This is a genomic window from Janthinobacterium sp. GW458P (assembly GCF_002127585.1).
Lineage (GTDB): Bacteria > Pseudomonadota > Gammaproteobacteria > Burkholderiales > Burkholderiaceae_D > Janthinobacterium.
The window spans coordinates 51,259-75,929 of record NZ_NEGZ01000027.1 but is presented as its reverse complement, the minus strand read 5'-3'; the positions used below and the strand labels follow the sequence as shown (position 1 = coordinate 75,929).

The following is a 24,671-nucleotide window of genomic DNA, read 5'->3' as shown; positions in this document are numbered from 1 at the left end:
AATGCACGGGAGAAGAACGGCGCCGAGGATAATGCCCCTTCAATTGTAACGTTCATATCACTCTCCTTTTTCCGCCGGCAACAGTTTAGACAACGGCGCAATCAACTTGCGAAATGACGCATCGATTGCTTCATGTGCCACATTGAACGCCTGCATTACAGCGTCCACGGAAGGAGCGACGTCAACCGTGGTCGCCACGGAAGTGTCCATAATGACACCCTGCCGTCCGGCCGCTCCCCCCTCGCCAACACTGAAAGACATTGCCATGCCATCTCTCATAGGAATCTGCAACTGAAGAAAAGGCTTCACCTCCGCTTCACTTGAAGCTAGTCCCGAAAGAGCTGGCGGAATTTCCAGACGAAGCCCTAATACATCGCGAATAAAAGCAGCAGGGGTTTGGTCTCCCATGAGGGCCGGGCCAAACAAATCAATGTAGCGCAAACTTACTGCCATGATCGGCTCATCGACCTCACTGGATGGACGGGATGCCAAGAGTGCCTCTAAGCCCGCACGAATGACAGGCGCAAACTGCTCCCATGATTTATAGGGAGGAATGGCATTTGCCGAAAAAATTCCAGGCCCCACCTGATAAAGGCAGTCCACGACGCCGTCGGTCGTTTTTTTGAATCTATAAACCGGTTGATGCAAGAAAGTGGGAACTCCCGCCGGAGATAGTCGCTCGCTACTTGCGAAGTTCATTGCAAAGGCCCTGCCGCCAAAGTGCATATAAAACTCATCCAACCCTCCGGTGTCCATGATAAGGACTGGACCTAGCGGCGCCAATTCTGAGACCGAAGCCCCACCTTCGGAAGCACTCCGCCAGCGGATCTCAGCAATCAGTTCAACTAAGGGGGCATTTACCAAGGTGACGCTCATTATTGCTCCTATTTATATCCATACCATGATACTCATGTGTTCCGGCTAGACAATAGGCTAAAAATCCGATACACACAACAGTAATCACAGCGTTTTAGCACATCCGAAGCATCACCTATGGTCGTGAAGACTTTTACCTTGCCTCCCGATGAGGCGCAAGGGCGCCTCCAATACAGGCATTCTTGCACACGGGTTAAATTATGTCACGTAGGCAACAGTCATGGAGGCGATGCCTCCTGAAATGGGCGCAACCTCGCATCGAGACCAGCAGCGACCAAGCCTCTTTCCCTGCAAGGGAGGCATTAAGCTATGAAGTCAAATCGCATTCGCAGCGAGTTCAGATACTCACGGCCGTCAGCCTGTTAAGTTGGATCAAGCAAGATGTCTAGCTTGCATGCAGCCAAACGCTCGTTGTCCTACCCTTCTACCATACGCTCTTTCACCACCATGAAATTTCTCGTGCAAAGTCGACAAGCCAAAGCGGCCAATGCTAGCGGCAACGGCACTTCATGTCGGCCAACAGCCATGCAGCGAACAATGTCACGTGTGAAGCTGACAGCTAACAGCAACATCAGCTCTTCCTGAAACGCATCCATGACCACCCACCCCGTTCCACCACATTAGCTGAGCCGGACGGGCGCAAATTGAGATGCCTCAGTAGCCGTCCAACTTGCGTGGCCTAAACGGTGCGAAGTCCATCTTAAAAATAACAAATGGCATCAACATGACACTCTTGACAACAAAATATTTTATCAAGAACTTAAGCGCACCTAACATTGTCATACTCTTCGACCCATTCCTTGTGCACCTCCATGGAGGTCATCAGCTTTTCCAGTCCAAGCATGTATTCCGCCATTAGCTCGGCGTCCTTCGCTGCGGAGAAAATGACCATCGGGTCAGTGCTCACAGCCTTGATCCAGTGTTGGAGGTAGGCCGCGTGGTTGTCGATGTGGCTTTGAGACATTGGCACGCCTGTCTCGGCCGCCAGGATCGCCGAGCAGATCTCCGCCCTCAGCTCTTCCACGGCATATGCCTCGTCGCCCCAACGCTTGGCGATCGCCTCCTGCCGGTCCAGACGCTTCTTGTGCAACGTGCTGTGCGCCCCCTCGTGAAGGGCCGTCGCATAGTAGTCATAGACGCTATGGAATGACTTTTTGGCCGGCAGACGTATTTCATCCAGGGCCGGCACGTAGCATGCATCGGTGCCACCATGAACGACGAGTAAGCCCGTCTTTTCTTTAAGAGCCTGGATCACCGCCTCCGCCCGGGCAACAGGATCGAACAGCTTTTCAGATGGGGCTTCAAGAGGTGGCACGCCATCCATTTGCTGAGCATTGAAGACGACGTATCGGCGCAGCGCGAAAGCCTTGCGCTCGGTCTCTCCCGCCTGCGCATTCAGCGCACCTGAAAGTCCACCGCCCGCGCCTCCCCCGCCCCCGCCCCCTCCACTTCCACTTCCACTTCCACTTCCACTTCCACTTCCACTTCCGGCATTTGCATTGGCATTAGATCTGACGCTGCCGGCAGGTTGACGATTGCCAGCAGAAGAGCTTTGATGTGCATCCGGGCTCGCAGATTTCCCGACTTCAACCAACTTCACGATCGGTGTCCCTTTCTCACCTCGCCTGACCTGCCAGCCATTTGCTTGCGCCTGCTGATAGGTCGCCCACCGAGGATCGGAGCGTCCCTCGGCATCAAGACAGCTCCCCAAAGCAAGCAACAGCCTATTTATGCCTCGATATCCGTTGTTCGTGGCGAGATTCACTGGCCTGAGAGCTTGCGCCGCCCAAGGTCTTTGCCAGGGGGTATTCCCGCTCTTCATCGCTTCAATCAGTGTGAGAGCGATCTCAGATTTCACGTCTGCTTTATTTCCAACATTTTCGCCTGCAGAGCGAGCATGTCCGTTAAATTGCACAGCTGGGTTTTCGACACGCATGTCTCACCTCTTATTTTTGCCACTATGAAGACCTGATCAGTTCGTCCCCCCCTACATTACAAAGACCTATTGGGGATCAATATCCTGATGGCCGCCCTTCTGGTCTTGGGAAAACGCGCGCGGCGCCAGGCTTGCCCCGCAAATTCTTTGATGAACTCGATCCATGTGCGCCTGTTCCGTTAGCATTTTTCGGATCACATTTACCAGTTCCCGCGACAAGCTGGTTCGCTCCACACCGCCACGTTCCTTTAACTTGCTGTGCACGTAAACGCAGAGTTCCAGCTTTACAAAAAGCATCCCCGCGTATTTTTCCTTGTCAGCTTGCCGATCTTGAATGCAGCTCTTTCGAAATTTAGTATTGAGCTCTTCAATGGGGACCTCCTCTTCAATAGGGGCTTCAATGTGGGCTTCAATGGGTGCGCCAATACCTACTCGGTCACTTGAAGACGCCAAATCCTGGTCGTTGCCCAAGTCCCCAACAAGGTCGACATCCAGATCAGCGAGGACCTCGTCTTCGTTAGCAATGGCTTGAGTGGCTAACGAGGCACCTCGTGGGCTTTCGCGCACCTCCGCAAGGCACAGCCTATTGATGATGAAACCCGAGCAATTGAAACCGTTTTCTCGTCTTGATTTCATTTTTTTCATCAAACCTCCCATACAGCATGTTTTCGACATCCAACACCTGGCTTCTTGCTCCGGCCCTGCCCTCCCACCGCCTTCGCCGCTGATGCTGTCCACGTCCCCGCACCATTCCTTGCGGCCCTTGCCGGCAGCATTAGATATGCTTCTTCCGTTCAGCTATGCACGGGACTGCTTTGGCGCGTGGTTATTCGCCGATTGCTTGCCAGGAAATTGGCAAGACTGCGACGAACGGTCGCCGCCATCGTTCGGCCAAGATGCAAATTCATCAGTCATTGATCGCATCGCTCCTCGCATCGCCAGTCTTTTTGGATGCCCTCTTTTTTTTAAGATCAAGAGCTTCGTTCAGCATTGCTGACAGCTCCTCCACGCCGGGCAAGTCGTGCAAATCGCTGGGCAGCTCACTGCGCACCGGCTCAATTTTGGTCAATGGCGCAAGTTCCGGGCGAAAATCTGTCCTCGATGCTGGCGAGTCAACGCTGGCCCCAAGTGGAACACGGGAAAAAGCGAACGAGCCAGACGAATCGGGATAAAAAGTGTTTGGCTCAGTGTGCCCGGCTGGAATTAGAGCAGTGCCTGCTGCTGGCACTGCGGATGCAGGAGCTGCCACTGAGGTTGTGCCAGAGATTGGAGCTGCCTTTGCGGCTCGCGATTTTGTTGCAACTGGGGTTGCGGCTAGGGTTTCTGCTGGGGTTGCGGCTGGGATTGGAGCTGCGGCTAGGGTTGATGCTGCGATCGGGGCCGGGCAGGACGCCGCAGGGCTGCCAACATAGCCCGCACCTCGGCTGACATCTTGAGTCCATGCAGCCGGCACGTGAGCCGCCCGCGCCTTTTTCATCTTGTAATGGGGCCAGAACAGCTCGTATGCTTGGCCACCGGTAAAGAGCGCCAAGCGAACACCTTTGCCATCGGGGGTTGGGCCGAGGCGGGAACCCAGCTCCGATGGCTTGTAAATTGCAATCTCGTCACGCGCGAACGAAAGCGTCGTCGAGCTGCCTGAGCCACTCCCGCCGCTGCCGCCGTAGGAAATATTTGAGCGCTCGACCTCTCGGGAGCCCAAGGCCTTGCACATTTGCTCCGCGGTGTCTCCCTGCATGAGCTGCCCGACCAGGACGGTGCCGGCCATCGACACCATCGCCTTCACCATGAGCGCGCCATGGATCTCCTCCAGCTGCGCCAAGTCTTGGCAGGCCAGGATGCAGCGCACGCCTCGCGAGCGGCCGACCTCCAAAAGCGGCCGGATCGGAACCTTGCCCATCTGCGCCGACTCGTCCGCGATGATCCACAGCTTGCGGCTCTCGTCGTCATCCATCTCCACGCTGTTCACAATCGCAGAGACGGTGCCAATGATTCCCTCCAAATAGCCCTTGGTGAGCTCCGGATAGGCGCCATGCCCTTGAAGAATGATTTGCCGGCGCACGCCCCGGGAATGTTTCCCGCTACTTCTACGGCCACCTTCCCGCTCAACTTCACTGGCTCCTTTCGAGCTACCTTTCCGACGGGCTTCCCCTTCAACTGCCTCCCCGCCCTTCCTTTTACCTTTCCGGCCCGCACCGCCCTCAACGGGCTCACCATCATCTATGGCGCCGCGACCTTCAATGGCCTCGCCAACATCATTGGCTGGTATCCCGCCATGCGCCCATTCCACAAAGCTGACACGGCGATCCTCCGGTGTTTCGCCCCAAGCCTCGGCCAGATCAAAGATCGACGCGCAAAATGAGGACAGATTGATCAAAATGCCCTGCGTGGTGACGGACGCCCTCTCCACCGACCGCATTGCCTCTGGGTGGCACGCCTCCATGATTTGCAGAATATTGGCCTGCGGGATGGACATCATCTCTGCCAGCTCGCGCCATCCCCACCCATTCCCTCGCGTCGTCTTCAAATAGATCATGAAGCCGACAACAATCTGCCGCGCCGCGTTGGACCACATCGGATCTTGGGCCTCCCTGATCATGGCCGCGGCAAAGCGCCGCATGTCCCCGATGTTCCGCATGTCCTTCGCGATGTCCCACGCCAGGGACCGGGCATCCCACGGCGCCATGATCTCGGGTTCGCCAAAGCCCTTTGTGAACTCTCCCTTCGGATCGAAAAGGAGCAGGCTCTCGCCCGCCTCGATCACCGCTTGGATCATCGGCTTGAGCGCCGTCGATTTGCCAGAGCCCACGCCTCCCACCACCAGGACGTGCCTAGTCCACATATCAGCTGGATAAGGCACGTCCGGGGCAATCGGATGATCAGGCCGGCGCTTGACCCGGTCCGCGAGCATCAGATTCAGCGCCTCGACCGCTTGGGCGCCAACATGGCGCGCCGATCCTCTCAGCACAAGCAGGCCATTGCGCGGAGCGAGGTAGATTTTCGCCAGAAACACCGCGGGCAGGCACGCGACCCACAGCGCAAACATCAAGCGAGAGATCAGAGCAACCCTCTCCCCCGCAGACAGCGATTCCAGAAATTGGGCATAGCTGCGGGCCGCATCTGAAAATGCCCAGCTCCAAACGCCATGCAGGGCCGAGCGAATCAGATAGCTGAAGTGCAGCGAGATGGAGCCCGGAGGGTCATTCAGCCAAGGCAGCGCCCGCCAAGACAACATCAGCGCCAAAATCCCGAGAAAAGCTCCAAGCGTCGCGCTGGCGCCGATCCATCCCACCACATTCACCCGCCCCACGGATGGCGCGGCGGGGGCTGAAATGCCCCAGTCAAATTCGGTCCGACCGTTGTCGCTGTTCATCGCTTCTCCCAATGCCAATCAGGGCACTGCGGAGGGAAATCGGCTTCCGACATGGGCGCCGGCCGTCTTGACGAGCGGCTAGCCTCGCCGCTAGTCAGACAAACAAATCCGGCTAGGCAGAAGGCCCTTCCAGTTTGCAGTCGAAGGCAGGAAGACAATCACTCGGAGGAAGCAATGACAGCTATGAATCAATATGGAACGCCGGAAGAAACGATGCTCGCTTATACCAACATCAACGCACGCGAGAGGCAAATCTTGCAAGGAGTGGCCAGAAGATACATAAAGGGAACCCATTTCACCGAGCCCTTGGATCTGATGCATGAAGCTCTATACCTGACGGTGGAGCAGCGCCGCCGCTGGCCCAAAAGCGTTAATTTTGAAATCTACCTGGTCATGACCATGCGCAGCATTGCCGGCGCCGATCGCAACAAGCAGTTGACGCAGGCGGCATCGGGCATTCCAGTCGAGGACATTCTTGAGTGGTCTTTCCTGGGCGAGAACTTTCACATCTCCGCCGAAGAGACTGTCCTTCGCGCCGAGGAGCGCTTGGCCGATAGCATCTCCACAAAGACGATACTAGGCCAGCTCCGTGCCGGGGCCGACAGAGTCGCGGGGGACGTTCTTGCATGCCTTCTGTCGGACATGCCGGCTCGGGAAATCAGATCCTCGCTCGGCCTCACCGTTGGCGCATATGACGCGGCAAGAAAGCGGGTCTTGCGAAAGTTTAAAAAGTCGGAGAGACTCTGATCCGGCTGTGACGGCGGAAGCACTCTTCCTGCCGCTCATGCCACGCTGAGATCGCGGCGCATGGCGAAACAAAGAGGCTCTCTCCGATGATTCGAAACACTAAGAAAAATGGCGCGGGGAAGCCCGCGCCCCGTTCAAACCCCAGCAAGGCCAAGCCCGCAAGCGCCGGGCTCTCGCCACTCGAGGCATTCATCATTGCTAGTGGCGAATTTTCCGCCGATGACATTGCGTCAATGACGAGCGACGACACCTTGCCCCAAAAGGAAACATCTGCGGAAGCGCCTTTGGAGCCCTATGAGCAGTGGCTCAGCGCCAGAAAAAACCGCGATGACGAGCCCTCTCCGACTCAAATGCCCTCCACGATTCAGATCCCATCGACGATGATCGCTGGCATGACCGCTGAGGAGAAGTATGTTGCGCGCATCGCCTCGGCAATTACCCATGCAAAAAAACAAGTGCGCATTAATGGCGACTCGATGCGCGACCTTGGAATCAAGGACGGCGACATGGTCGACGTCGAGCTCAATGCCGAGCCAAAGGATGGCGACATCGTGTGCGCGGATGTAATGGGCATTGGCAGGATTGTTAGAACACTAAGAATCATAGGCGGCGCCCATATCTTGACCGCAGCAAACCCGGCATTTAAGGCCATTTCGATCATCGAAAAATCGCACATGCGCATCTTGGGCATCGTGATCACTCCTCCTAGCAGTATTCATTGATCTCATCCGTAAAATGGCATGGGGCTTGGGAGAGCGTCATCTCCCAAGCCCCATGCNCCAAACCCCCATGCCATTTTTTAGTAAAAGTCATCGCCTCGGCCGAAAAACCCTAGAGCGTGGACTGCTATCAGCCAGCCCCATCGCAGCCAAGGCATCATCGACAATCGATGTTGCCCGCGCCCGCGCCATGGCCTCCTCTTTCATCTTGCGAGCGTGGGCGGTCTCTTCCTGCTCGTTTTTCTCGAGTGCCTCGGTCTCGGCAGCCTCGAGTGCCGAAAGGCAATCGCGCGCGCAATACCACTCGACCAGGTCGTCTATGCAGACCATAGGTGTGAAATTAAAGATTTGATAGGGAATGAAAAATTGCCTATTGCGAATTAGTCTCCAAATAGTCGAGGGTGAAATGCCCAGGATTCGGGCTAGCTTGGTGACATTGATGAACGCTGATTCCACCTGATAATCCTTGATGATCATAAGCTTAACGCGCATGCGCTCAGCTTCCGCAATGTCTGCAAGCGAGGGATTGTCGGCGGCGTCATCTTTTGAGCAGTCACATTGTCCTACGCAATTGCATTGTTTTCCATAAAAGCAGCTCATCTTTTCTCCGTTGAGTGAATGGCCGTGGCCGGTTGGCTGCGGCAGCCAATAGCACTGCTCAGAGTTAGCGAGCTCAGACTCTTCGCCGACAGAAGGTAGCTCTGAGACCTTCTGTCGAGGTCCACCACATTGCTGTTGGCAAACATGCCATCGACACCGTTGGGTTAGATCGACTCTTACATCCTTCGTTCAGTATGAACCTCCCACAACCACTTGATGGCTGTTGGTTATCAGAGCATCCTGTTTGTTGAAAACTTACAATTTGACGGCACATCCAACTTAATTCATACAAGTGTTGCGTTGTGCAGCCGGTGATGTATAGTTCGTGTATAGTCATTTTCAAAGTGAGTTTTAAGTGATTGATCGGACAGGCGTTCTGCCAAACCAACCGCTCTTTTATGTCTTGGCGTCGTTGCGCTTTCAACGGTGGCTCTCGCTACCGCATAAGATTGCCGAACTTCAAGACGCACTGCGCGAGCGGTTTCCCTTAATTAACCAGATCCATTATGGGGACCGTTCGCAAGAGTCCTCCACGCGCATGCCATCGTCCGAGCCGGCAGCTTGGGCGTTTCACACCGCTGACAGGAGCATGGGCTGCCAGATCATGCACGAGCAAATCGTGGTGCATACAACGCGCTATACACGGTTCACTGAATTTGCGGAAACGTTTCGATTTGTCTTGGAAGCAATCCAACCGCATATGAAACATTTCGACGTTGGCGCCATAGGCATCCGATATTTGGATCGGATCGCGCCCCGCCAAGGAGAAAATCTATCCGATTATCTGCCTGCCGAATACCTGCCCAAACCTCTTCAAACTGCCGAATTTAGCGTGGAAAGCGGCCTATCGCAAACTGTCTACCGGACGAAAACAGGGATGCTGCAAGCTCGATTCTGGGCTGGCCGACAGTATGTGTCGGTCCCAGACGACTTGGTGCCCTTGTTTGTGCTGACACAAGAGTTCGGTCCTGCGGGGCCGGCGCTTCCTCCTTTAGAGATGGGACATGGCGTGTTGGATTCGGATTCAATCTGGACAAGTTTGATTCCCGTGAGGATCGACGTGGACGAGGCGGTCGCAAAACTCAGTGCCCTGCACTCGCATTCCAATGAGTTTTTCCGGACCGTTTGTGCGGAAAAAGCCTTCGCTGTATGGAGAGGAGAAGCGTAATGTCATTAGCTGTCATGGAATATGAGGGTTCTCGCTCATTGCGGGCCTTGAATCGCTCGCTGACGACGTCCGGCGTCGGAGCAATGGCAGAATCAGGGTCACGCCCGGTGCTCGACTTTTACTCAACATCCCCATCAATCTCTCGCGGCTACCAGCTTGTGATCGTGGAAGAAACAACGTCCGCAGCACTGGCTACTGACGTCGAACATTCTGGATGGGTTATCGGAATATTCGACGAGCTTTCAAGATTTGTTTGCACGGCACAATCAAGCTCGAAAAAAACGACTTTTGAACAAGCCTCCAAAATCGATGATGCAATCAACACCGTCAGCGACATCGCTTGGTTGCGCACAAACCTTGAGATCAGCATGAGCGAAATCGCCTCGTTATTTGGAGTTACTCGCAAGGCGGTCTACGATTGGACGAATGGAGCAAGAGCGACAAACGCCAGCTACATTGCTTCGGTAAAAACGATGATAGAGCAAGAGCTTCGAGCCGAATTGCGTCCCTACCTTAGGCAATTTTGGAATTTTGACGAGGCCGGAGGCGAGGCTCTGGTAGATATTTTGAAGTCGGGTGACGCGAGGCGGCTCGCGACCGCTCGTGGTGCGTTGAGCGCGCTGTCTGGCCCCATTGGCAATTACGTTGCAAAGATTCGGTCAAGTCTCGACGAGACCGCGGTTTCTCACCTCCACAACCATGATGAATATAGATACCTCTGATGTCATTGTAAGCAAAATCAAAAACGCGGAATGGTGGCAAGGCTCAGTAGTTGAAGACGGAACGCTCCGCTCGGTCGAGCCCAACCTTCCCGAAGGTTTTGCTTATTGGATCATGGCAAGCCAAACATGCAATCTTTACAATAATGATTTTCAAAAAATAAGTAAGGTCGAGTGGATCGCCGCCAACGTCGTGAAACAAAGCGCGACCGCGTGCCGAGGCGGGCGCAATCCTCGATTGCTGGAGACCAAAGCGTCTAGCTCCGGAGGAGAGACATGGTTGATATGCGACACGCAGGAACGCCACTGGGGTCGACGCGAAAACTTAGCTCTGTTAGCACCGTGCATGGCGCTTAAGAACATCCCAGCATTGGGGCAGTCCGAGCAACATAAAGACAACTTCTCCGCGTGGCTCGCACGAGGCTATACACGATTAGAGCTGTCCGATGAGTTGAACACAGCCCTCACTAAAGGGAAATTCATGTCGGCCATCGACAAATTGCTTGCAGCTCACGAGGCGGATATTTTCGGGATTTTCATCAAGGTCTCAGATAATAACAAGAACTCACCAGAGCATGTTAAGCCGCCATGTGACATGGATTTACGAGTCGTGGTGTCAAAAGAAGCAACATTAAAGGATGTGAGAACTAAGCTCGCAGAACTTTTTTCAACGGCAAACATCAAGGTGGAAAAGGGTGAAGCTAAGACGTCACGAGAAAAAATTCTGGCGGAAAATTTTTCTATCATCTTGGACCAGCAAGCACTACCTGCTCTTCGCTGGGACGCGACATTGATTGAGCAGCATTTGCGATTTAATTTCAGAGATTATCTGTCGGGGCCCGAAGAAGATGCCATGGAATAAATAAGCAAAAAAATAGAAAGCCATAAAAAAGCCGGTTTCCAACCGGCTTTTTTATGGCTTTCCGCTGTGCGATCTTCAACGAATTTTGGCAGCGTAGAGTAAATATGCCAAGCACATCGCTAGCAGCCACGGGCTGTCCAGATCAAGTCAGCGTGCACTAATTGTGTTGAACACATATAACATTTGGAGAAGGCGAAAAATAGGCCTTAGCCGTGGCCAGATGGCTTCGCGGCATTAGGACGGCAAACGAACAGGGGTTTCTGTCGCCATGCAGACAGGCGACGGCTCGGCACCGCCTGTCCAATACGAGACACTGAGCGGAAGATCCACTCGCGGCCCGGCAAGCTTTAAAGGCTCAGTTGCCCTTGCCTGCGCAAGACACGGCGGGGAACATCTGGCCAACGGCGCTTTCCGCTTCAGAAAGCTGACGAGGCCAATCAACCGACGCGACGAAAACATGCTCAACCACTACGGAAAAGATGGCGCTCCATTGGACGCCTTGGCGCCAGAAGACGACTGGGACCTTCCTCAGCCGCCTCGGCAGCCGCCAAGACGCGAAGACCTACCTCCCCCGCCGATCAAGCACGAGCAGTCGCCAGCATCAGGGGAAATTGCGCGACCCGTGATTGAAAATCTGCCATCGCGCCTGCCAAGCCAAAGAGGCCTCGACCGATGTCCCGCATTCATGGTTAGAAGCGCCCTTTTCCGGGCTGGCAGGATCGTTTTAGGGGTAAGCCACGATGGCCCTGTAAAGGGACAAGGAAGCTATGATTTGACGCTGTCGGGGGAACGGCTGTATATGCGGGACAAACAGGTGTGGCAAGCGGTGATCAGCATCGTCAAACGAGCGCCTCGCCACGATATTCCTATACGGATTGAGTTGGCGGCGATCGCAACACTGATGGGTTCATCCGACCACTGCGGCGGAGCCCTGAGGCGAATCTGGCAAAGCGTGGAAAGATTGTCGCGCGCAGCCATTCAGGTGAAGCTTAGCGACGGTCAAGTCCACGAGGGCAAGCTGCTCTCGGCCGCATATCGTCAAGAAAAGAAGTATTTCGTTGAGCTGGACATGCAATGGATGGCCGCGGCCATGTGCTTGGATTATCAATTCAAAATAGACTGCGAGCGCCGCAACGGACTGGCCACCTCGCTAGCTCAGTGGCTTCATGATTTTTTGTCGACCCACCAGAGTTCTCCGGGCCTCTCGGTCGGCTACCTGCGTTCACTGTGCGGCTTCGATGGACAAAATAGGAAATTTCCAGCGGCGATTCGCACCGCCCTGAGCGAGCTGAAAATCTCCGCAGCTGCGCTTGTCGCAGACTTTGAGATTATCAAAAACGGCAGATCCAGCGACGCTTGGACTGTAGTCATTGTGCGCGGCCCAGAACAGCCATCATTCTCCGGTCCGTCATCGCCCAAAGCCTTCGACGGGATGGAAAGCCTATGTATTCCAAAGTGTCGCAGGGTCGCGCTTTGAATGTCCGACCTGCCTTGCCGGAATCTGCTCATCGACAAGCCAGGCTGACGGGTTTAACGGAGCAGATGACTTTGCGAATGCTCGCCATCTCGGGTGTAACTGGGAGGTTTCTCGGGTTTAAGGGGGAAGTTCAGCCAGACAGCTCGGGTTTAACCGGGAAGATGCTCGGGTTTAACCAGGAAGTTCCTCGGGTTTAACTGGGACGCACGGCCCACATCTATAGATGTTAATAAATATAAAAATAGAAGACCGTCGACTGCGGCCTTGCCTTGGGCAAGCCGCGTCTAGCCTATATACCCAGTTCCAAGCTTCCGCGGCGCCATCGCCGCGAATTTATTGGAATCCAAACCCCGCGCGATCAACGAAAACCGACGCTCGACCAGATCTAAGGATGTGTCGATAAATACCGCTTGTCCGAAACTTTTCCGCTGCAGCGGACTGCAGCGGAAAAAACATTTGCTCTAAATACTCCAAAAAATGTGCAATACAAGACGTTTTGGTGCTCAAAAGGCCATATTTTGTTGCAACGGAACGTATTTTTCTGTCTTTCTAGCAGGAATTTGGTGCCAGCGGCAGCAACTTCTCCGACCATACATAAAAAAATGATGTCTTTGTAAACTCTTGCAAACCTTGGTTGTTTACGGGATCGGTTCCGTGTGGACTGCTGCGCTGCAAATGTGCTGCAGAAACACTGTTCTAAGCTCCGACGAGCGGGTGGCTGAAAAGCCCTTTCGTCGGCAATGAATAAACCCACTTTTCATAGCCGAACCAAGGAGAAAAATATGGCTACCATCATAGAAAGAACACGCAAGAACAAACCAAGCACTTGGCAAACAACAGTTAGAATCAAGGGGCAACTGCCCGTAACGCGAACTTTTGCTAACCGGGATGACGCCGATAAGTTCGCGCAACGCATTGAACCCGAGCTTAGAAAACTTGCGCTTGCAGAAGCCAAGAAAAAGGCGCGCCTTAAGCCAAAACAGGCAGGGGTTGAAAGCCTGCTTGATGAACGCTTGGACGAAATTTTGCAAAAATACTCCGTAAGCGGCGACTCGACTGAACGACAAAGGAAAAATCTACCGACGATCATAAAATTTGTCCGCCTTGTGCGCACTGCTGGAAGTGTCGGCTGTAATTCTCTGCGCCAAATCACATCCTCTTGGAACAAAAAATACGTCGAACGGATGCGCAGGGAAAAAACAAGACGAAAAACAATTTTTTCCTATGAGACAATTTCTGTTCACTTGCAAATTATGGCGATTGCCTGCAAGTGGAGGGCTGAATGTTTAGATATTCCCGCTCCCGAACTCAACTTTTCAAGAAGGCACTTCCCCAAGCATTGGGAGAACAAACGGTCTCGACGGCTATCTGCCGACGAGCAAAAACGCCTAGAAGCGACCATTTCCAGCCACCAGGCCCCATCAAAAGATCAATGGCTCCTCCTAATGCGGTTAGCTTTGGAGACAGGTGCTCGCCTTCAAGAGCTGGTTCTTGCAGATTGGGCAGAATTTGCACTGCCTAGGAAGTTGTGGACCATACCTGCAGCCAAAACCAAGTGTAATAAGGAGCGCGCTGTTCCACTTTCCTCCTTGGCATTGGACTATATGAGGGAACTGCAGAGCGATGCACTTGATGGCAATACCCGTGTATTCCACCGTCTAGGCCAACCTCTTAGCGTCTCCGCGGGGTTCCACAAGTTCGTGAAAAAGACAGGGCTGATTGATTTTAGGTTCCATGACCTTCGCCACGAAGCGATCAGTCGGATGGTGCTCTACAAGCGCAGGCTGTCGGTCTTTGAAATCATGGCGATTGTTGGCCATAGCGACTTGTCCATGCTGGTCCGATACGCAAATCTTAGGGGCGATGAGCTAGCCGAACGGATGGACTAATGCTCGCCTTGGGGGGGCTTCCGAGCCGCCCCTTGTTTTCTCCCCTTTCTGGGAAAGGGACATTGGATATCAGAGGCGCCAGAAACAAACGAGCTTGCCCCTCAGAAAGGAGGCGTCATTTGCTTTCAATCACGAAAATAAATTCTTCAACTAATCAATCTAAGAAGGGCCATGGCTCCAAGAGCTACCTGCATTATCTCGGAGGCCCAACAGACACCACTCGACAACGTGGCGACTTCGACGATTATGCTCGGGGCCGGGACGAGGACTTGGGGCCGCCGCCATTCTGGGTTGGTGGCGGAGTGCCACTGCTTGAGCTCTCCGGCCCGGCAGAGCGCGAGCACGTCGAGCGCTTGGCCAAGGGATTTCATCCGCTTACTGGCGAGGCATTGGTCAAGGGAGCCGGCGACAACCATGTCATGGGGCTCGACATGACCTTCTCGGCGGTCAAGGATGTTTCGGCGATATTTGCCGCCGCAGACAGAGGGACGCGCGACGCACTCATCGCTTGCCTGCAGGACTCGGCAAAAAGCGCTCTGGCCTATGTTGAGAAAAACTCGATCACCAGGCACGGCCAAGGTGGCAGGATAAAGCAGCAGGCCGGCGCCACAATATCAGCCTGCTATACGCATTTCAGCAGCCGCGCCGGCGAACCCCAGTTGCATATCCATGGCTTCTTCTTCAACTTGGCCAAGCGCAAAAATAGCAAGGAATGGAGCGCCCTGGAACACCGCGCCCAGTTTGAGGCGAAGATTGCCACAGGCATTCTCTTTCGCGTCGAGCTCGCGAGCCGACTGCGGGGCCTTGGCTTCGAAGTGGAGCCAGCAGGCCCCTACTTTACAATTCGCGGAATCGACCAGGCACAACGGGACGCCCTATCGACGCGCTCCAAGCAAATTGCAGAATATGTGCGCGAGTGCGGCATGCTTGAAGCGGATGGCGCTGTCGCACGGGAAATTGCCGCCCTCAACACCCGCTCCGCCAAGGCCGAGCCCTCGCTGCCGGTTCTACTTGAAAGCTTCAAGGAAATGGCCGCAAAGCTGGGCTTGACGCCAGAAGCAGTCGCCTCGATGCGGACCGGCCGCGACAAGACTGTGCATCCAGACATTGAAGCACCTTTTGAAATCGATCGCAACGCAGTCTTGGCCGAACTATTGGAGAGCCGGTCGTGCGCGACCACCCAAGATGCCCTCGCCCTCATCTGCGAAAAGGCCATGGGCCGCTGGAACGCGGAGGAATGCCTGGCGGAGCTCGAAAAGTTCCTAGCTCACTCCAATGTCGTTCAACTTGGCCGCACTGAGCACCTTACCGAGATCTTCACTTCGAAGGCCACATTGAATCTTGAGGCTTCGATCAGCGCCTCGGTGGAGCAGCTCTCCCTGGATCGAGCGCACCAGGTCGCCCGCTCCGTCGTTGGTGATGAGTTCGAACGCCTGGAACACGAGCTCAAAGCCAAGCTGGGAGTCGACGTCTCCCTGGACCAACAGCGCGCCGCGGCCCTGCACATCGCCTGCGACACAGGCCGGCATGCCTTCGTTGAGGGTTGGGCGGGAACAGGCAAGACGACCCTGCTGAAGGCCTTGGGTGTCGCGTATGCGGCCGCAGGGTTCAACGTCTCAGGCTGCTGCCAGTCGGCCGCAGCAAGCTTGAACTTGGCGCGAGAGGCGGACATACCTTCGCGCACGATCGCCAGCCTGCTCTTGTCGCTTCAAAAGGGCAGAGTGAAACTCGACTCCAAGAGCATCTTGATCCTCGACGAGGCTGGCATGGTCGGCTCCCGCGAATTTGGCCTCCTGCAAGCGGAGGCTATCAAGGCCGGCGCGAAGCTAGTTTCGGTCGGCGACGCAAAGCAGCTTCAGCCCATCGACGCGGGCGGGATCTTTCGGGCGCTCGCCATCCGTCACGGCAAGGCCGAAATCTCAAACATTCAGCGACAGCGGACGGACTTCGCTCCCCTGCTCACATGGCTCGACGCTCGCGGAAGCCTGTCGAAGCTTCAAGGCCAAGCCTTGCGCGAGGCACCGGAGGAGGCGCGGCTGCTGGCCCTCGAATCGATTTGCTCGGGCGACGCAAAGCTGGCGCGGGCTTTTGAAAAATGGAGGGACCGTTACGATTTCGAATGGATGCGCAAGGCCGTGGAGCTCTTCGCCACCGGCGAGGCTCGCGCCGGATTGGAGATGCTCGATGAGCGTGGCCGGCTCAAGCTGGTCTCAGGCCACTCTGCGACCGTTGCCCAGCTGATCGCAGCATGGGACCAAGACAATGCGGCCTTGCCGCAGAAGGCGATCATCGCCGGCACGCGGGCAGAGGTTGCGGAGCTCAATGCCAAGGCCCGGGCCGCTCTTGTCGAAAGGGGCATAGTTCGCGATGCGTATGGAATTGAGGCCGAGATCATCCACCGCGACGACACTACCGACATCAAGCGCTTCGCGCCTGGCGATCGCATCGTCTTTACCAAAAATGACAGGTCGCTGGGCATTTCAAATGGCGTGGCTGCCAGCATTGCGGCAATTGAGCGCGCCGCGGCCGGCGTCATGCTCGTGGTGGAGCTCGACGAGCCAAACGAGCGCCAGGAAAAGATTGTTCGCATACCCGCGTCGTTTGGGCGCTTTGACCATGCCTTTTGTCTGACGAATCACAAGAGCCAAGGGCGCACATTCGAATCGGCCTATGTCCTGGTGAATCCACGCATGGCGGATCGCGAATGGAGCTATGTTGCCGCCAGCCGCTCCCGCTTCGCCACCACCATTTACGCAAACCTTGGCGCCTTGGGAGCTGGAGATCCCGAATCCCATCAACAGCAGGACGGAGCGCCAAGCGAACGAAGCAAGGCGATGGATGTCCTGGCCTTTGGCATGAGGCGCAGCCGCGCGAAGGGGACCACGCTCGATTATGAGTCGCCAAAGGCGCCAGCGAGCGCATCTTCCCCACGCTGGGCAACATCGTTCCGAAATCTCATTTCGAGGGCAATCCGGCGAATGCGTTCGGGCTCCCGGCCTTTCGGCCCCACTGCCAACGGCATCGCCAGTCCCAATATCATGGCCAATGTCGGCGCCATCTCCCCAGCGCCATGCTCTATCCGCTTCTCTCCATTGTCCACCTGGCTGCCCTCTTCCCCCATAGGTTTAGCTGTGCACTCCAACACTGGCTCTCGGGGCTCGGTCCACGGGCAAGTTCCATATAAAAGGCCACCGGCTACCCTGCTCGGCGAGCACGACTTAGGGCTGAGTCGATAGAGATTTTACTTGTGGGGGGAAGTGCGAAATGACCGAAATGGCTGCTAGGAGCACTGCTATGACTGGTGTAAATGACGGGGTGATGCGTTGAACGAGAGAAATGTGACAAACCATGCGGAGCATATGAACGATATGAAAATGCCTATGGAAGCATCCGAGCAGCCTAGCAAGCCCAACCTATGGGAAAGCCGAGGCGTCTATCTTCAACTCAATCCCAAACGAAAGGCGCGGCTTCTTGAAATTGCCCGCTCAAGAGGAATCGAGGACTCCCCGCTCAAAGCGCTGGCCGCATACCTTGACGAGGCGCAGGACGGCGCGCGCGGATCATTGAAGGCAACGGAGTTCGACACTACCGGCGACATTGACGATCTGCGCTCCTTGCTTTGCGGCCGCATCGACAGGCTGGAACAATCCATAGGGCAGATTCATCACTTAGTAATGGTAAAAGAAAGCGCCAACAGCAATCCTGGCATGCAGTCTGCCCTGGCTGCGCCAACGAAAGAAGATATTCTGTCATATGAGACCCCATCACTTCTCGCGTGGCTCGACTCGCCCATGGCGGAAGGTGGCCTAGAAGTGTATAGCTTGGCGTTGCTGCAAGCCTGCTGGATTGCCACCAGGGCGGATGGCAGCGCCCTAGGCAAGATCACCTTGGAGCTAAGTGTTGAGGCCTTGCACGTGGATGGATGCGCTGTAGACGACGGCGCTGAGATGCGAGTGGTTCTGGAAAATATGGACCCGCAATGCGCGCTAGCCGCTGGCATAGCGCAGGCCCCGTTCGATCCAATTACTCTTGTTTGCAAAAAAAGTGCTCAGGGCGGATGGCATATCGCCACCTTCCGGAGAAACAATGCAACTGGGCTCGGCGAGCAACTCGCTTGGCATCGCCAATAGCGTCAGCGGGGTGCTGGACACTCTCAAATCCTGTTATTCAGCGTCAAGCGCGGCCTGAAGCGTGTCAATGTCCATGCTCTCGTCAAACGCCACCGACCAAACAGCCACATTGCGCATATCGTCTGGCGAGGTGTCCACATAGCGCTCCACCGCGGATATGCCCGCGGACCAGACCGCAGGACAACGATGCTCCTTCAAAATAGAATCTACGCGCGGGCGTTGAGCAGCCGCAAGGATCAAATGGCCATTTTGAATTGTCAGTCGCTCTCCGGTCAAATCATCAATCATGCAATCCCCTTCATAGCCCAGCTCAGAAACGGGGCTACATATGACTTAGAGAGTGCTGGGAGGTCCATCTCAGCACTCATAGCAAAAGCATATACCAACGGTGCGTCAGGTGTATAAAATGGACTTACGAATCGCCCCGGACGCCCGTGGCTCTATGCTTCGCTCACAATGCCTTATCGATGTTGCGGAGCTTAATCTTGGGCTTGCGAATTCCCGAGTAAGCCGTGGCATCGGCTTTATACATTTTGGCCTTAGCTCGCAGCTCGTCCACCGACTCGATATCGATTTCCACCGTGCTCGCACATCCGTTCTCCATAGGTGTGAACGTGATGATGAATGGCTGGCGAGCGGTTTCCACTTTAGGAAGTATCGTCGAAAAAGTGGCTGTCACCACTTTCCTATCCTCGAATAATTCTATGGCTATTTTTTGCAACTTATCAACAGAGAGACCTTGTAAATTGCTGCCAAAACCCTTGAAACAAGCCGAACTCGTCGCAAAATCCAACGCAGCTCGAACTGTTCCTCCTGTAGGCGAATAGGAGCGATTAGTGCGTTTGTATTTGGGGGAGGCCATCTGGCTATTCTATGATAAAACCTCAATATTACAAGAATCGGCACGAGCGCCTCGATATTGAAGGAGCGGATACCGAATTCAATTCGTCCCGCTCCAACTCGCTGATGGCTCTTTCTAGGATCGGCGCGGCTCTGAGTGAGCATCGGTTGGCGTAATCACTCCAAGAGCAGCCAGCCTGCATGATGTCCCGAGGATCGAACTTCCTATGCGCTAGGAGGTGAGCGAGCACACCTTGATCGAGTTTATCTTCGACAGCGCTCAAAATCGCATTCTCGGAGATCAAAGCTCCGGCCTCTTCCAACGCCTTAAAGCATTCCAATTGCCCACGCCGGGCAGCTGTCTCAATCAAAGTCCACGGGCCATGACCTGATCCCCAGTGATAAAACATGGCGTCGGCAGCCAATCCAGAGTTTAAATGGCGACGCAGTGTGTGGGCATGGCCACGTTCTATGGCGTAGCTCGCCAAGCGAGCGAGCCGCTTGGCCTCGGTCTCCGAGCCCCCGCACTTGCCCCTGTAACTGTTGTTGACTTTTTTGCTGTTCTTCATATTTCCAGCATCTCAAAAATCCAATCGCACATCAAGTGCGAGTCAGATTAAAGGCGAAAATGGGATATGAGCCACTTGAAACGTGCGAGGCGTCACGTCACGCATGTGATCTGGACAAACAGAGGGGCTCCCTCAATTCTTATTTGAGAAAGTCATGGCGACGAAACCGACCATTCTCATAGGAGCAGGGTAGACAGCCCCACTAATCTTCCATTTTTATCAGAACTTGGCATTAGTGAGGTTGACGAACCAGAGCCGCGCATCCCCATCAATGGCTCCCTGATATCCCATTTTGACGAATAGGGAGGAAAAAAGGTAATCCCCATTGGAATAAAATGTAGCGTCTTCGCCTGTTGACCGCGGCAAAAGTTGCGCCGGAATTCGTGGCCCTGCTGTTCGGAGTTGCCGGGAAGAATACATTGAAGGAGACATAAGTCCGCGATAAGCGTTCATGGCGCCAATGGACAAATATCGGTCATCTGGCTTGATATCCACGCTGCAAATCACAACACCCTCAATTTTTTGCGATTTCTTCTCAGAGGTCCATATCATCGCAGTGAATTTGATGCACTCCAACGGACGCGCCTCCTTCGCTAATTGCGAATATCTGGTGCTGGAATGCTCGCTTGACGCTAGTGTTTCAGAATAGTCATCAACATGGATACTCACGCGTGGCCAGTAATTCCCATAGCTCTCCAACGGGTAGCGCTCAAACAGCTTGTAAAGCGGAGTGCTCTCGATCGACTTCCCTACCCAGCGAGGATCTTTCGGGCGAGGACCGTCAATGATAATTCTTGACCCACTGATTACCTTGGGAGTGCCTTCACCGGCAGCGATAGTGGGGGCTGCTGGCCGGCTAGTTGGGTTAGTGGCAGTTGCCGAAGTCGGCACAGTCCCATTAAGCATGGCGCCCACCGTGTTGATGGCCTGCTGAAGCTGGACATTCGAGCCGCCCGGCATTCCGGGGTTGGCGCATGCGGACAGCACAAATGGGACGAGCGCAATCAAAGGCGCGGATAAAATTTTACGCATCAGTATTTCCTATAAGTTAATTAAAACAGATGAATGCTGTGGCCGCAGCAGCGGCAACGATCACTGGGCGAGGCGTGTGCCTTGCCCAGCGTCCTAGTCCAGCGCCTGCTATCGAGCAAGGATCTCAATTCGATCGATCCAGGTTGTAATTTGCGCCTTCGGATAGCCAACCATGAGCTGGAAGCGGCGCTTGCGGAGCTGCGAGCGCTCAAACTCGTCATCCTTGACGACTATTCCCAGCGCAAAGGTGGGCGCGGCGCCGTCGGTTTTTGCGGGAATTTCATCCAAGCTCGCCGTCGCGCAAGCGTCTTTGAGTGACCCGATCCACACGTCGCCATTCAACTCAACGACAGCGCGGCCACTCTTGTCGGCAGCAATGGTCCATGCTAGCGAGCCGTTGTCATACAGGGCATTTTCTAGAAATGCCTCTCCAAGACCTGCAAGCTCTTTAAGCTCGCTCACGCGCGCCATGCTGATTTCGCGTTCAGCCTTCCATGCAGCGCGTGCGCTAAGCCTCACCGCAGCCAAGCTATCCTGATGCTCGGTGACATAGGCATCCGCTCTCGCGTGTCCCATTGAAAATATTCTTTTTTCAATCGGCATCCAGTAACGATTGAAGTCGCTCGCCAGCACCGGGCCGATCTCGTAGAAGGATGCGCCAAAGTCAGGCGTGGAATGCCATTTTCGTTCAAGGCGGGCAGAGCCTTCTCTGACAAGCTCGTCGCCTCGCCATTTCACGCTGATAGGTGTTCCAACCACAACCTCTTGAGAGAATGCAAAAAAGTAAATGCTAGTGCTATTTTCTTCGACGGCACAGGCCAAATCTGACAGCCGGAAAGTGCGATCAAAATGCGTCGAAATGTCAGCTTTAATACCCAGGATAGTTACACCGACATTGTCGACATGGGATACCAACCTTGCCTCGTCGCGCTCGAAATTGATCATCAAATCGAACCGAGAACAGGAATAGCCCCACTCCGCCCCGTTCACGTCGCCACTGGCGACGCCGGCCTTGTCTGCGTAAGTAGGCGGCGCGGCGGCGCGAACCGCAGCTTTTTGCCGGTTGAGGAATGCCAAATCCACGATCCAGAAAATAATCACCGCGGGAATCCCAAGCATCGGGTAGACCACCGACGCCATGATTGAGAGCACGAATTTGTGTTTGAATTTACTGAACCACACCGCTCTGGGATTCACACTTTCACCCCGCTTCAATGCCGCTTTGAGGGCGACGAGGCCGCGCCGGTAGTGTGCGACCAATTGCCAAATCCAGAAAACAAACACCGCAGCTAACACCGCAGGTTTGGGCGTGGTCACTACCGCTACCACCGAACACAAAACTTTGATCGCGAAATATATGATGCTAGCGAGCAAGCTTTTCGGGGAATTAGACATTCTTACACCTTTCAATTTGTTGCCTGTTCAAACCTAGGGGTTCCGGGACATTGCATGAGAGAAAAACATGCAGCGAACGAATAATAAACTATTTTAGTTGTGTTTCAACTTTTTAAGTCCTTCAAACAAATAAGCCTAGTAGCCACCATTCGGGTTGACCCATCACAAGGACGCCCCATGGAATCTCAACGACTCAAAAAAATTTCCCAAACAGTGGGCGCCGCCATCGCGAGCCACAGAGTCCGAGTCGGCCTCACGCAAGAGGATGTTGCCGAGCGCTTGGGAATCGGCAACGAGGCCATCTCGCGACTTGAGCGCGGCATCGTCTTGCCATCGATCCCGCGCCTGTCAGAGCTTGCGGAGCTCTTTGATTGCAGAATGGATGAATTGCTGCTGACATCCAGCGATCGCAAAACCGACCAGGCCGCGGCCATTGAAGCCCATCTCAGCGGCCTTTCCCCAGAGGACCGAGCATTCGTCGTCGATCAGGCGCGCGCCACTGCCGTCTACCTGCGGGAAAGGGCTAACAACTACTTTTGCTCAACCATTTCTTCCCCCGACACTCCCTCAACGGGACAGCACAAGAAAAATACAAAAAAATCTTGAAATAGAGAGCGCAAACTCCTGCGCCGGTGATTAAGCATTCCATTGCTCTCCGACAACCAGAAAAATAACGCAACGGCTGTCGAAAAGATTGAATCTATGCGACACCAGCAAACAGATTGGCAATATTGACGATATTGAAATTGACGCTGTTGAACTCAGATCGGCCTCAGAGCGAGATGCCATCCCAAGCGAGGGACTGCGAAATGGGATGTCTGCGGAGCGCGAGGCGTGGCGCAAGAGGAGCAACGAATGCTCGCGAGTTGAGTCCGGCGTAGATCTAGGCGGACGTAGATGGCAAACCAGCGAGCAAACGCGGAACCCGCGCATGCGGAGTCACCGCTGGCGACCGAACGTTGGCGCGCGCCCTACACGCCATCAGATAGAACTATGTCGGCAGTAAGAAAAAGTGGAATTGGAAGTGAAAATGGAAGGGAATAAAGAAGGATGTGGCCTTTAACGCCTGTCAAAGCCCACGTTAAGAGCGATCAAAGCCCAAGGCTGTCGAAACCCTCAGCAATAAAGGGCATATGACAAGATGGGCAGTTAAAGGCTGGGGCTTAGCGCTGGCAAGGTATTTTGGCTAAGGCGCATCAACTTGCGTATGAGACTAGGAGGCATTCCCGATGCGGTTTGAAATGCCCTGGTCATGTGGGCCAAATCAGAAAAACCTTCGTCAAAGGCAATCATCGTAAGGCTATCCAAGGATGAGAGGCGATGCGATGCGCGAACCAAGCGCGACGCTTGTCTAAGCGCTTCGGCCGTTATATTTGACTCCCTCAACCGGCGCTCCAAAGTCCGCTGATGACAACCAAGCTTGCGGGCAACACTTGCGATGGGAATGTGTCCCTCGCTTTCAAACACCAGAGCCACTTCTCCGACAGCGGACGCCTCCACACCCAGGATCTTGGCAGTGGTGGTCAAGCTGCGCCTCTCTGCTCCGCTCGGCAACTGCGCATTGCGTCGTGTGGTCGCCATCATGGTCTCCACAATCGCCAAGGTGCCTTGGCGACAGCTATCAGGATCGTCGCCATGAGCCATGAGCGATCCATCTGCGCCATTGGCATTGGCATTGTGCGAACTGTTGCGCGAGCCGCTATTGAGCCGGCGCACGTAGCCACTTGAGCCGAGGCTGGTTTGCACGCCGAGTTTCGCGGACTGGTTATAGGCGTTAAACGCGACAAGCACATCGGCTTCGCGCTGGAATGACGAGAGAAGCAGATAGCCTGGATTGATGTCGGTGGCGAGGAAGTCGTTGACCATGCGCTCGACGACACCGGCCCCGGCTCCCTCAGCCGTTCTTGCGCGGCCGGCGGCATGGTAGCGCTGATACGGCAGGTGGCCACTGATGGCGTGCGACACCGCGGAGACGAACCTGGACATCGGCGTCCAGCCAGCCTTGTCCTCGAGCGCATTTACGACAACGTGATAGGCAAGCGAGTTCGGCATTCCAGATTCCCAGTTTGATATTTTGACGATGCTTCGGCAAGCGCTGGATCTATGCAAAGCGAACAACGGTTTCCCGTAAACGAAAATGGCCGCGAAGGTCGCAGCCATGGAATCATGCTTACAACGGGGAAATCCCCTGAGTGCCTCAATCGACAAACGCCAGTTACGAATTGCCATACTACAACACGGCTGGCGAAAAATGGCGTTTATATAAACATTATTATGTTCTATATCTTAAAAAATCAATAGCCAATGCCTCCATGCATGCGCATCAATAAGCGGCTACGCAG

The 24,671-nt window shown here is 54.7% G+C and carries 21 protein-coding genes; 10 read left to right on the top strand and 11 right to left on the bottom strand.

From position 1 onward, the window contains the following. Positions 1-57: 57 nt before the first annotated feature. From CBW50_RS16210 to CBW50_RS29975, 4 genes are all read right to left on the bottom strand, one after another. Positions 58-876, bottom strand: coding sequence for a TIGR04255 family protein (locus CBW50_RS16210; protein ID WP_086146515.1), 819 nt, complete (start codon positions 874-876; stop codon positions 58-60). 760 nt (positions 877-1,636) lie between these two features. Then, a complete protein-coding gene (locus tag CBW50_RS16205) occupies positions 1,637-2,812 on the bottom strand; it encodes an ArdC family protein (RefSeq protein WP_086146514.1) in 1,176 nt (391 codons plus the stop codon). Between the two features lie 66 nt (positions 2,813-2,878). Further along, positions 2,879-3,457 (bottom strand): hypothetical protein, encoded by a 579-nt coding sequence (locus CBW50_RS16200; RefSeq protein ID WP_139842539.1) that lies wholly within the window; start codon positions 3,455-3,457, stop codon positions 2,879-2,881. A gap of 262 nt (positions 3,458-3,719) precedes the next feature. Further along, positions 3,720-6,182 carry a type IV secretion system DNA-binding domain-containing protein gene (locus CBW50_RS29975; RefSeq protein ID WP_226935952.1) on the bottom strand — a complete coding sequence of 821 codons (2,463 nt, stop codon included), beginning with the start codon at positions 6,180-6,182 and terminating at the stop codon, positions 3,720-3,722. Positions 6,183-6,356: 174 nt separating this feature from the next. Here CBW50_RS29975 and CBW50_RS16190 point away from each other — a divergent pair, with 174 nt between their 5' ends. Together CBW50_RS16190 and CBW50_RS16185 are read left to right on the top strand one after the other, a co-directional pair. Further along, positions 6,357-6,929, top strand: a complete 573-nt coding sequence (locus tag CBW50_RS16190; RefSeq protein WP_086146512.1) for a hypothetical protein — start codon at positions 6,357-6,359, stop codon at positions 6,927-6,929. Positions 6,930-7,015: 86 nt separating this feature from the next. Beyond that, the gene (locus tag CBW50_RS16185; protein WP_086146511.1) at positions 7,016-7,651 is read left to right on the top strand and encodes a LexA family transcriptional regulator; all 636 of its coding nucleotides are present in this window, start codon (positions 7,016-7,018) and stop codon (positions 7,649-7,651) included. Between the two features lie 87 nt (positions 7,652-7,738). Here CBW50_RS16185 and CBW50_RS16180 read toward each other — a convergent pair whose 3' ends face one another. Beyond that, a complete protein-coding gene (locus CBW50_RS16180; RefSeq protein ID WP_139174407.1) occupies positions 7,739-8,248 on the bottom strand; it encodes an AlpA family transcriptional regulator in 510 nt (169 codons plus the stop codon). Positions 8,249-8,603: 355 nt separating this feature from the next. On the opposite strand from CBW50_RS16180, the gene CBW50_RS16175 reads away from it, so the two are divergent. From CBW50_RS16175 to CBW50_RS16145, 7 genes are all read left to right on the top strand, one after another. Next, on the top strand, positions 8,604-9,416 hold the full coding sequence (locus tag CBW50_RS16175) for a TIGR04255 family protein (protein WP_086146510.1): 813 nt from the start codon (positions 8,604-8,606) through the stop codon (positions 9,414-9,416). Then, positions 9,416-10,138 carry a hypothetical protein gene (locus CBW50_RS16170; protein WP_139842538.1) on the top strand — a complete coding sequence of 241 codons (723 nt, stop codon included), beginning with the start codon at positions 9,416-9,418 and terminating at the stop codon, positions 10,136-10,138. The genes CBW50_RS16175 and CBW50_RS16170 overlap by 1 nt, the downstream gene beginning before the upstream one ends. Further along, entirely contained in the window at positions 10,116-10,997 is an 882-nt protein-coding gene (locus CBW50_RS28920) for a hypothetical protein (RefSeq protein ID WP_139842537.1), read from the top strand. The genes CBW50_RS16170 and CBW50_RS28920 overlap by 23 nt, the downstream gene beginning before the upstream one ends. Positions 10,998-11,265: 268 nt before the next feature. Continuing rightward, positions 11,266-12,474 (top strand): hypothetical protein, encoded by a 1,209-nt coding sequence (locus CBW50_RS28915; RefSeq protein WP_139842536.1) that lies wholly within the window; start codon positions 11,266-11,268, stop codon positions 12,472-12,474. Positions 12,475-13,256: 782 nt separating this feature from the next. After that, on the top strand, positions 13,257-14,363 hold the full coding sequence (locus tag CBW50_RS16155; RefSeq protein ID WP_172404786.1) for a site-specific integrase: 1,107 nt from the start codon (positions 13,257-13,259) through the stop codon (positions 14,361-14,363). Positions 14,364-14,482: 119 nt separating this feature from the next. Beyond that, complete coding sequence (gene mobF, locus CBW50_RS16150; protein ID WP_086146505.1) at positions 14,483-17,599, top strand: MobF family relaxase; 3,117 nt, start codon at positions 14,483-14,485, stop codon at positions 17,597-17,599. A gap of 123 nt (positions 17,600-17,722) precedes the next feature. Continuing rightward, on the top strand, positions 17,723-18,493 hold the full coding sequence (locus CBW50_RS16145; RefSeq protein WP_086146504.1) for a hypothetical protein: 771 nt from the start codon (positions 17,723-17,725) through the stop codon (positions 18,491-18,493). A 33-nt stretch (positions 18,494-18,526) separates the two neighbouring features. Here CBW50_RS16145 and CBW50_RS16140 read toward each other — a convergent pair whose 3' ends face one another. The 5 genes from CBW50_RS16140 to CBW50_RS16120 all read right to left on the bottom strand — a co-directional run bounded on the left by CBW50_RS16140 (position 18,527) and on the right by CBW50_RS16120 (position 22,251). Beyond that, the gene (locus CBW50_RS16140) at positions 18,527-18,781 is read right to left on the bottom strand and encodes a hypothetical protein (protein ID WP_086146503.1); all 255 of its coding nucleotides are present in this window, start codon (positions 18,779-18,781) and stop codon (positions 18,527-18,529) included. Positions 18,782-18,944: 163 nt separating this feature from the next. Continuing rightward, on the bottom strand, positions 18,945-19,355 hold the full coding sequence (locus tag CBW50_RS16135; RefSeq protein WP_139842535.1) for a hypothetical protein: 411 nt from the start codon (positions 19,353-19,355) through the stop codon (positions 18,945-18,947). Positions 19,356-19,383: 28 nt separating this feature from the next. Further along, positions 19,384-19,902, bottom strand: a complete 519-nt coding sequence (locus tag CBW50_RS16130) for a hypothetical protein (RefSeq protein WP_086146501.1) — start codon at positions 19,900-19,902, stop codon at positions 19,384-19,386. A gap of 219 nt (positions 19,903-20,121) precedes the next feature. Then, positions 20,122-20,934, bottom strand: coding sequence for a hypothetical protein (locus CBW50_RS16125; protein ID WP_086146500.1), 813 nt, complete (start codon positions 20,932-20,934; stop codon positions 20,122-20,124). A 108-nt stretch (positions 20,935-21,042) separates the two neighbouring features. After that, a complete protein-coding gene (locus tag CBW50_RS16120; protein ID WP_172404785.1) occupies positions 21,043-22,251 on the bottom strand; it encodes a hypothetical protein in 1,209 nt (402 codons plus the stop codon). A gap of 255 nt (positions 22,252-22,506) precedes the next feature. Here CBW50_RS16120 and CBW50_RS16115 point away from each other — a divergent pair, with 255 nt between their 5' ends. Continuing rightward, a complete protein-coding gene (locus CBW50_RS16115) occupies positions 22,507-22,935 on the top strand; it encodes a helix-turn-helix domain-containing protein (RefSeq protein WP_086146498.1) in 429 nt (142 codons plus the stop codon). A 543-nt stretch (positions 22,936-23,478) separates the two neighbouring features. On the opposite strand, the gene CBW50_RS16110 is transcribed toward CBW50_RS16115, so the two are convergent. Further along, positions 23,479-24,489 carry a helix-turn-helix domain-containing protein gene (locus CBW50_RS16110; RefSeq protein ID WP_172404784.1) on the bottom strand — a complete coding sequence of 337 codons (1,011 nt, stop codon included), beginning with the start codon at positions 24,487-24,489 and terminating at the stop codon, positions 23,479-23,481. Positions 24,490-24,671 lie beyond the last annotated feature (182 nt).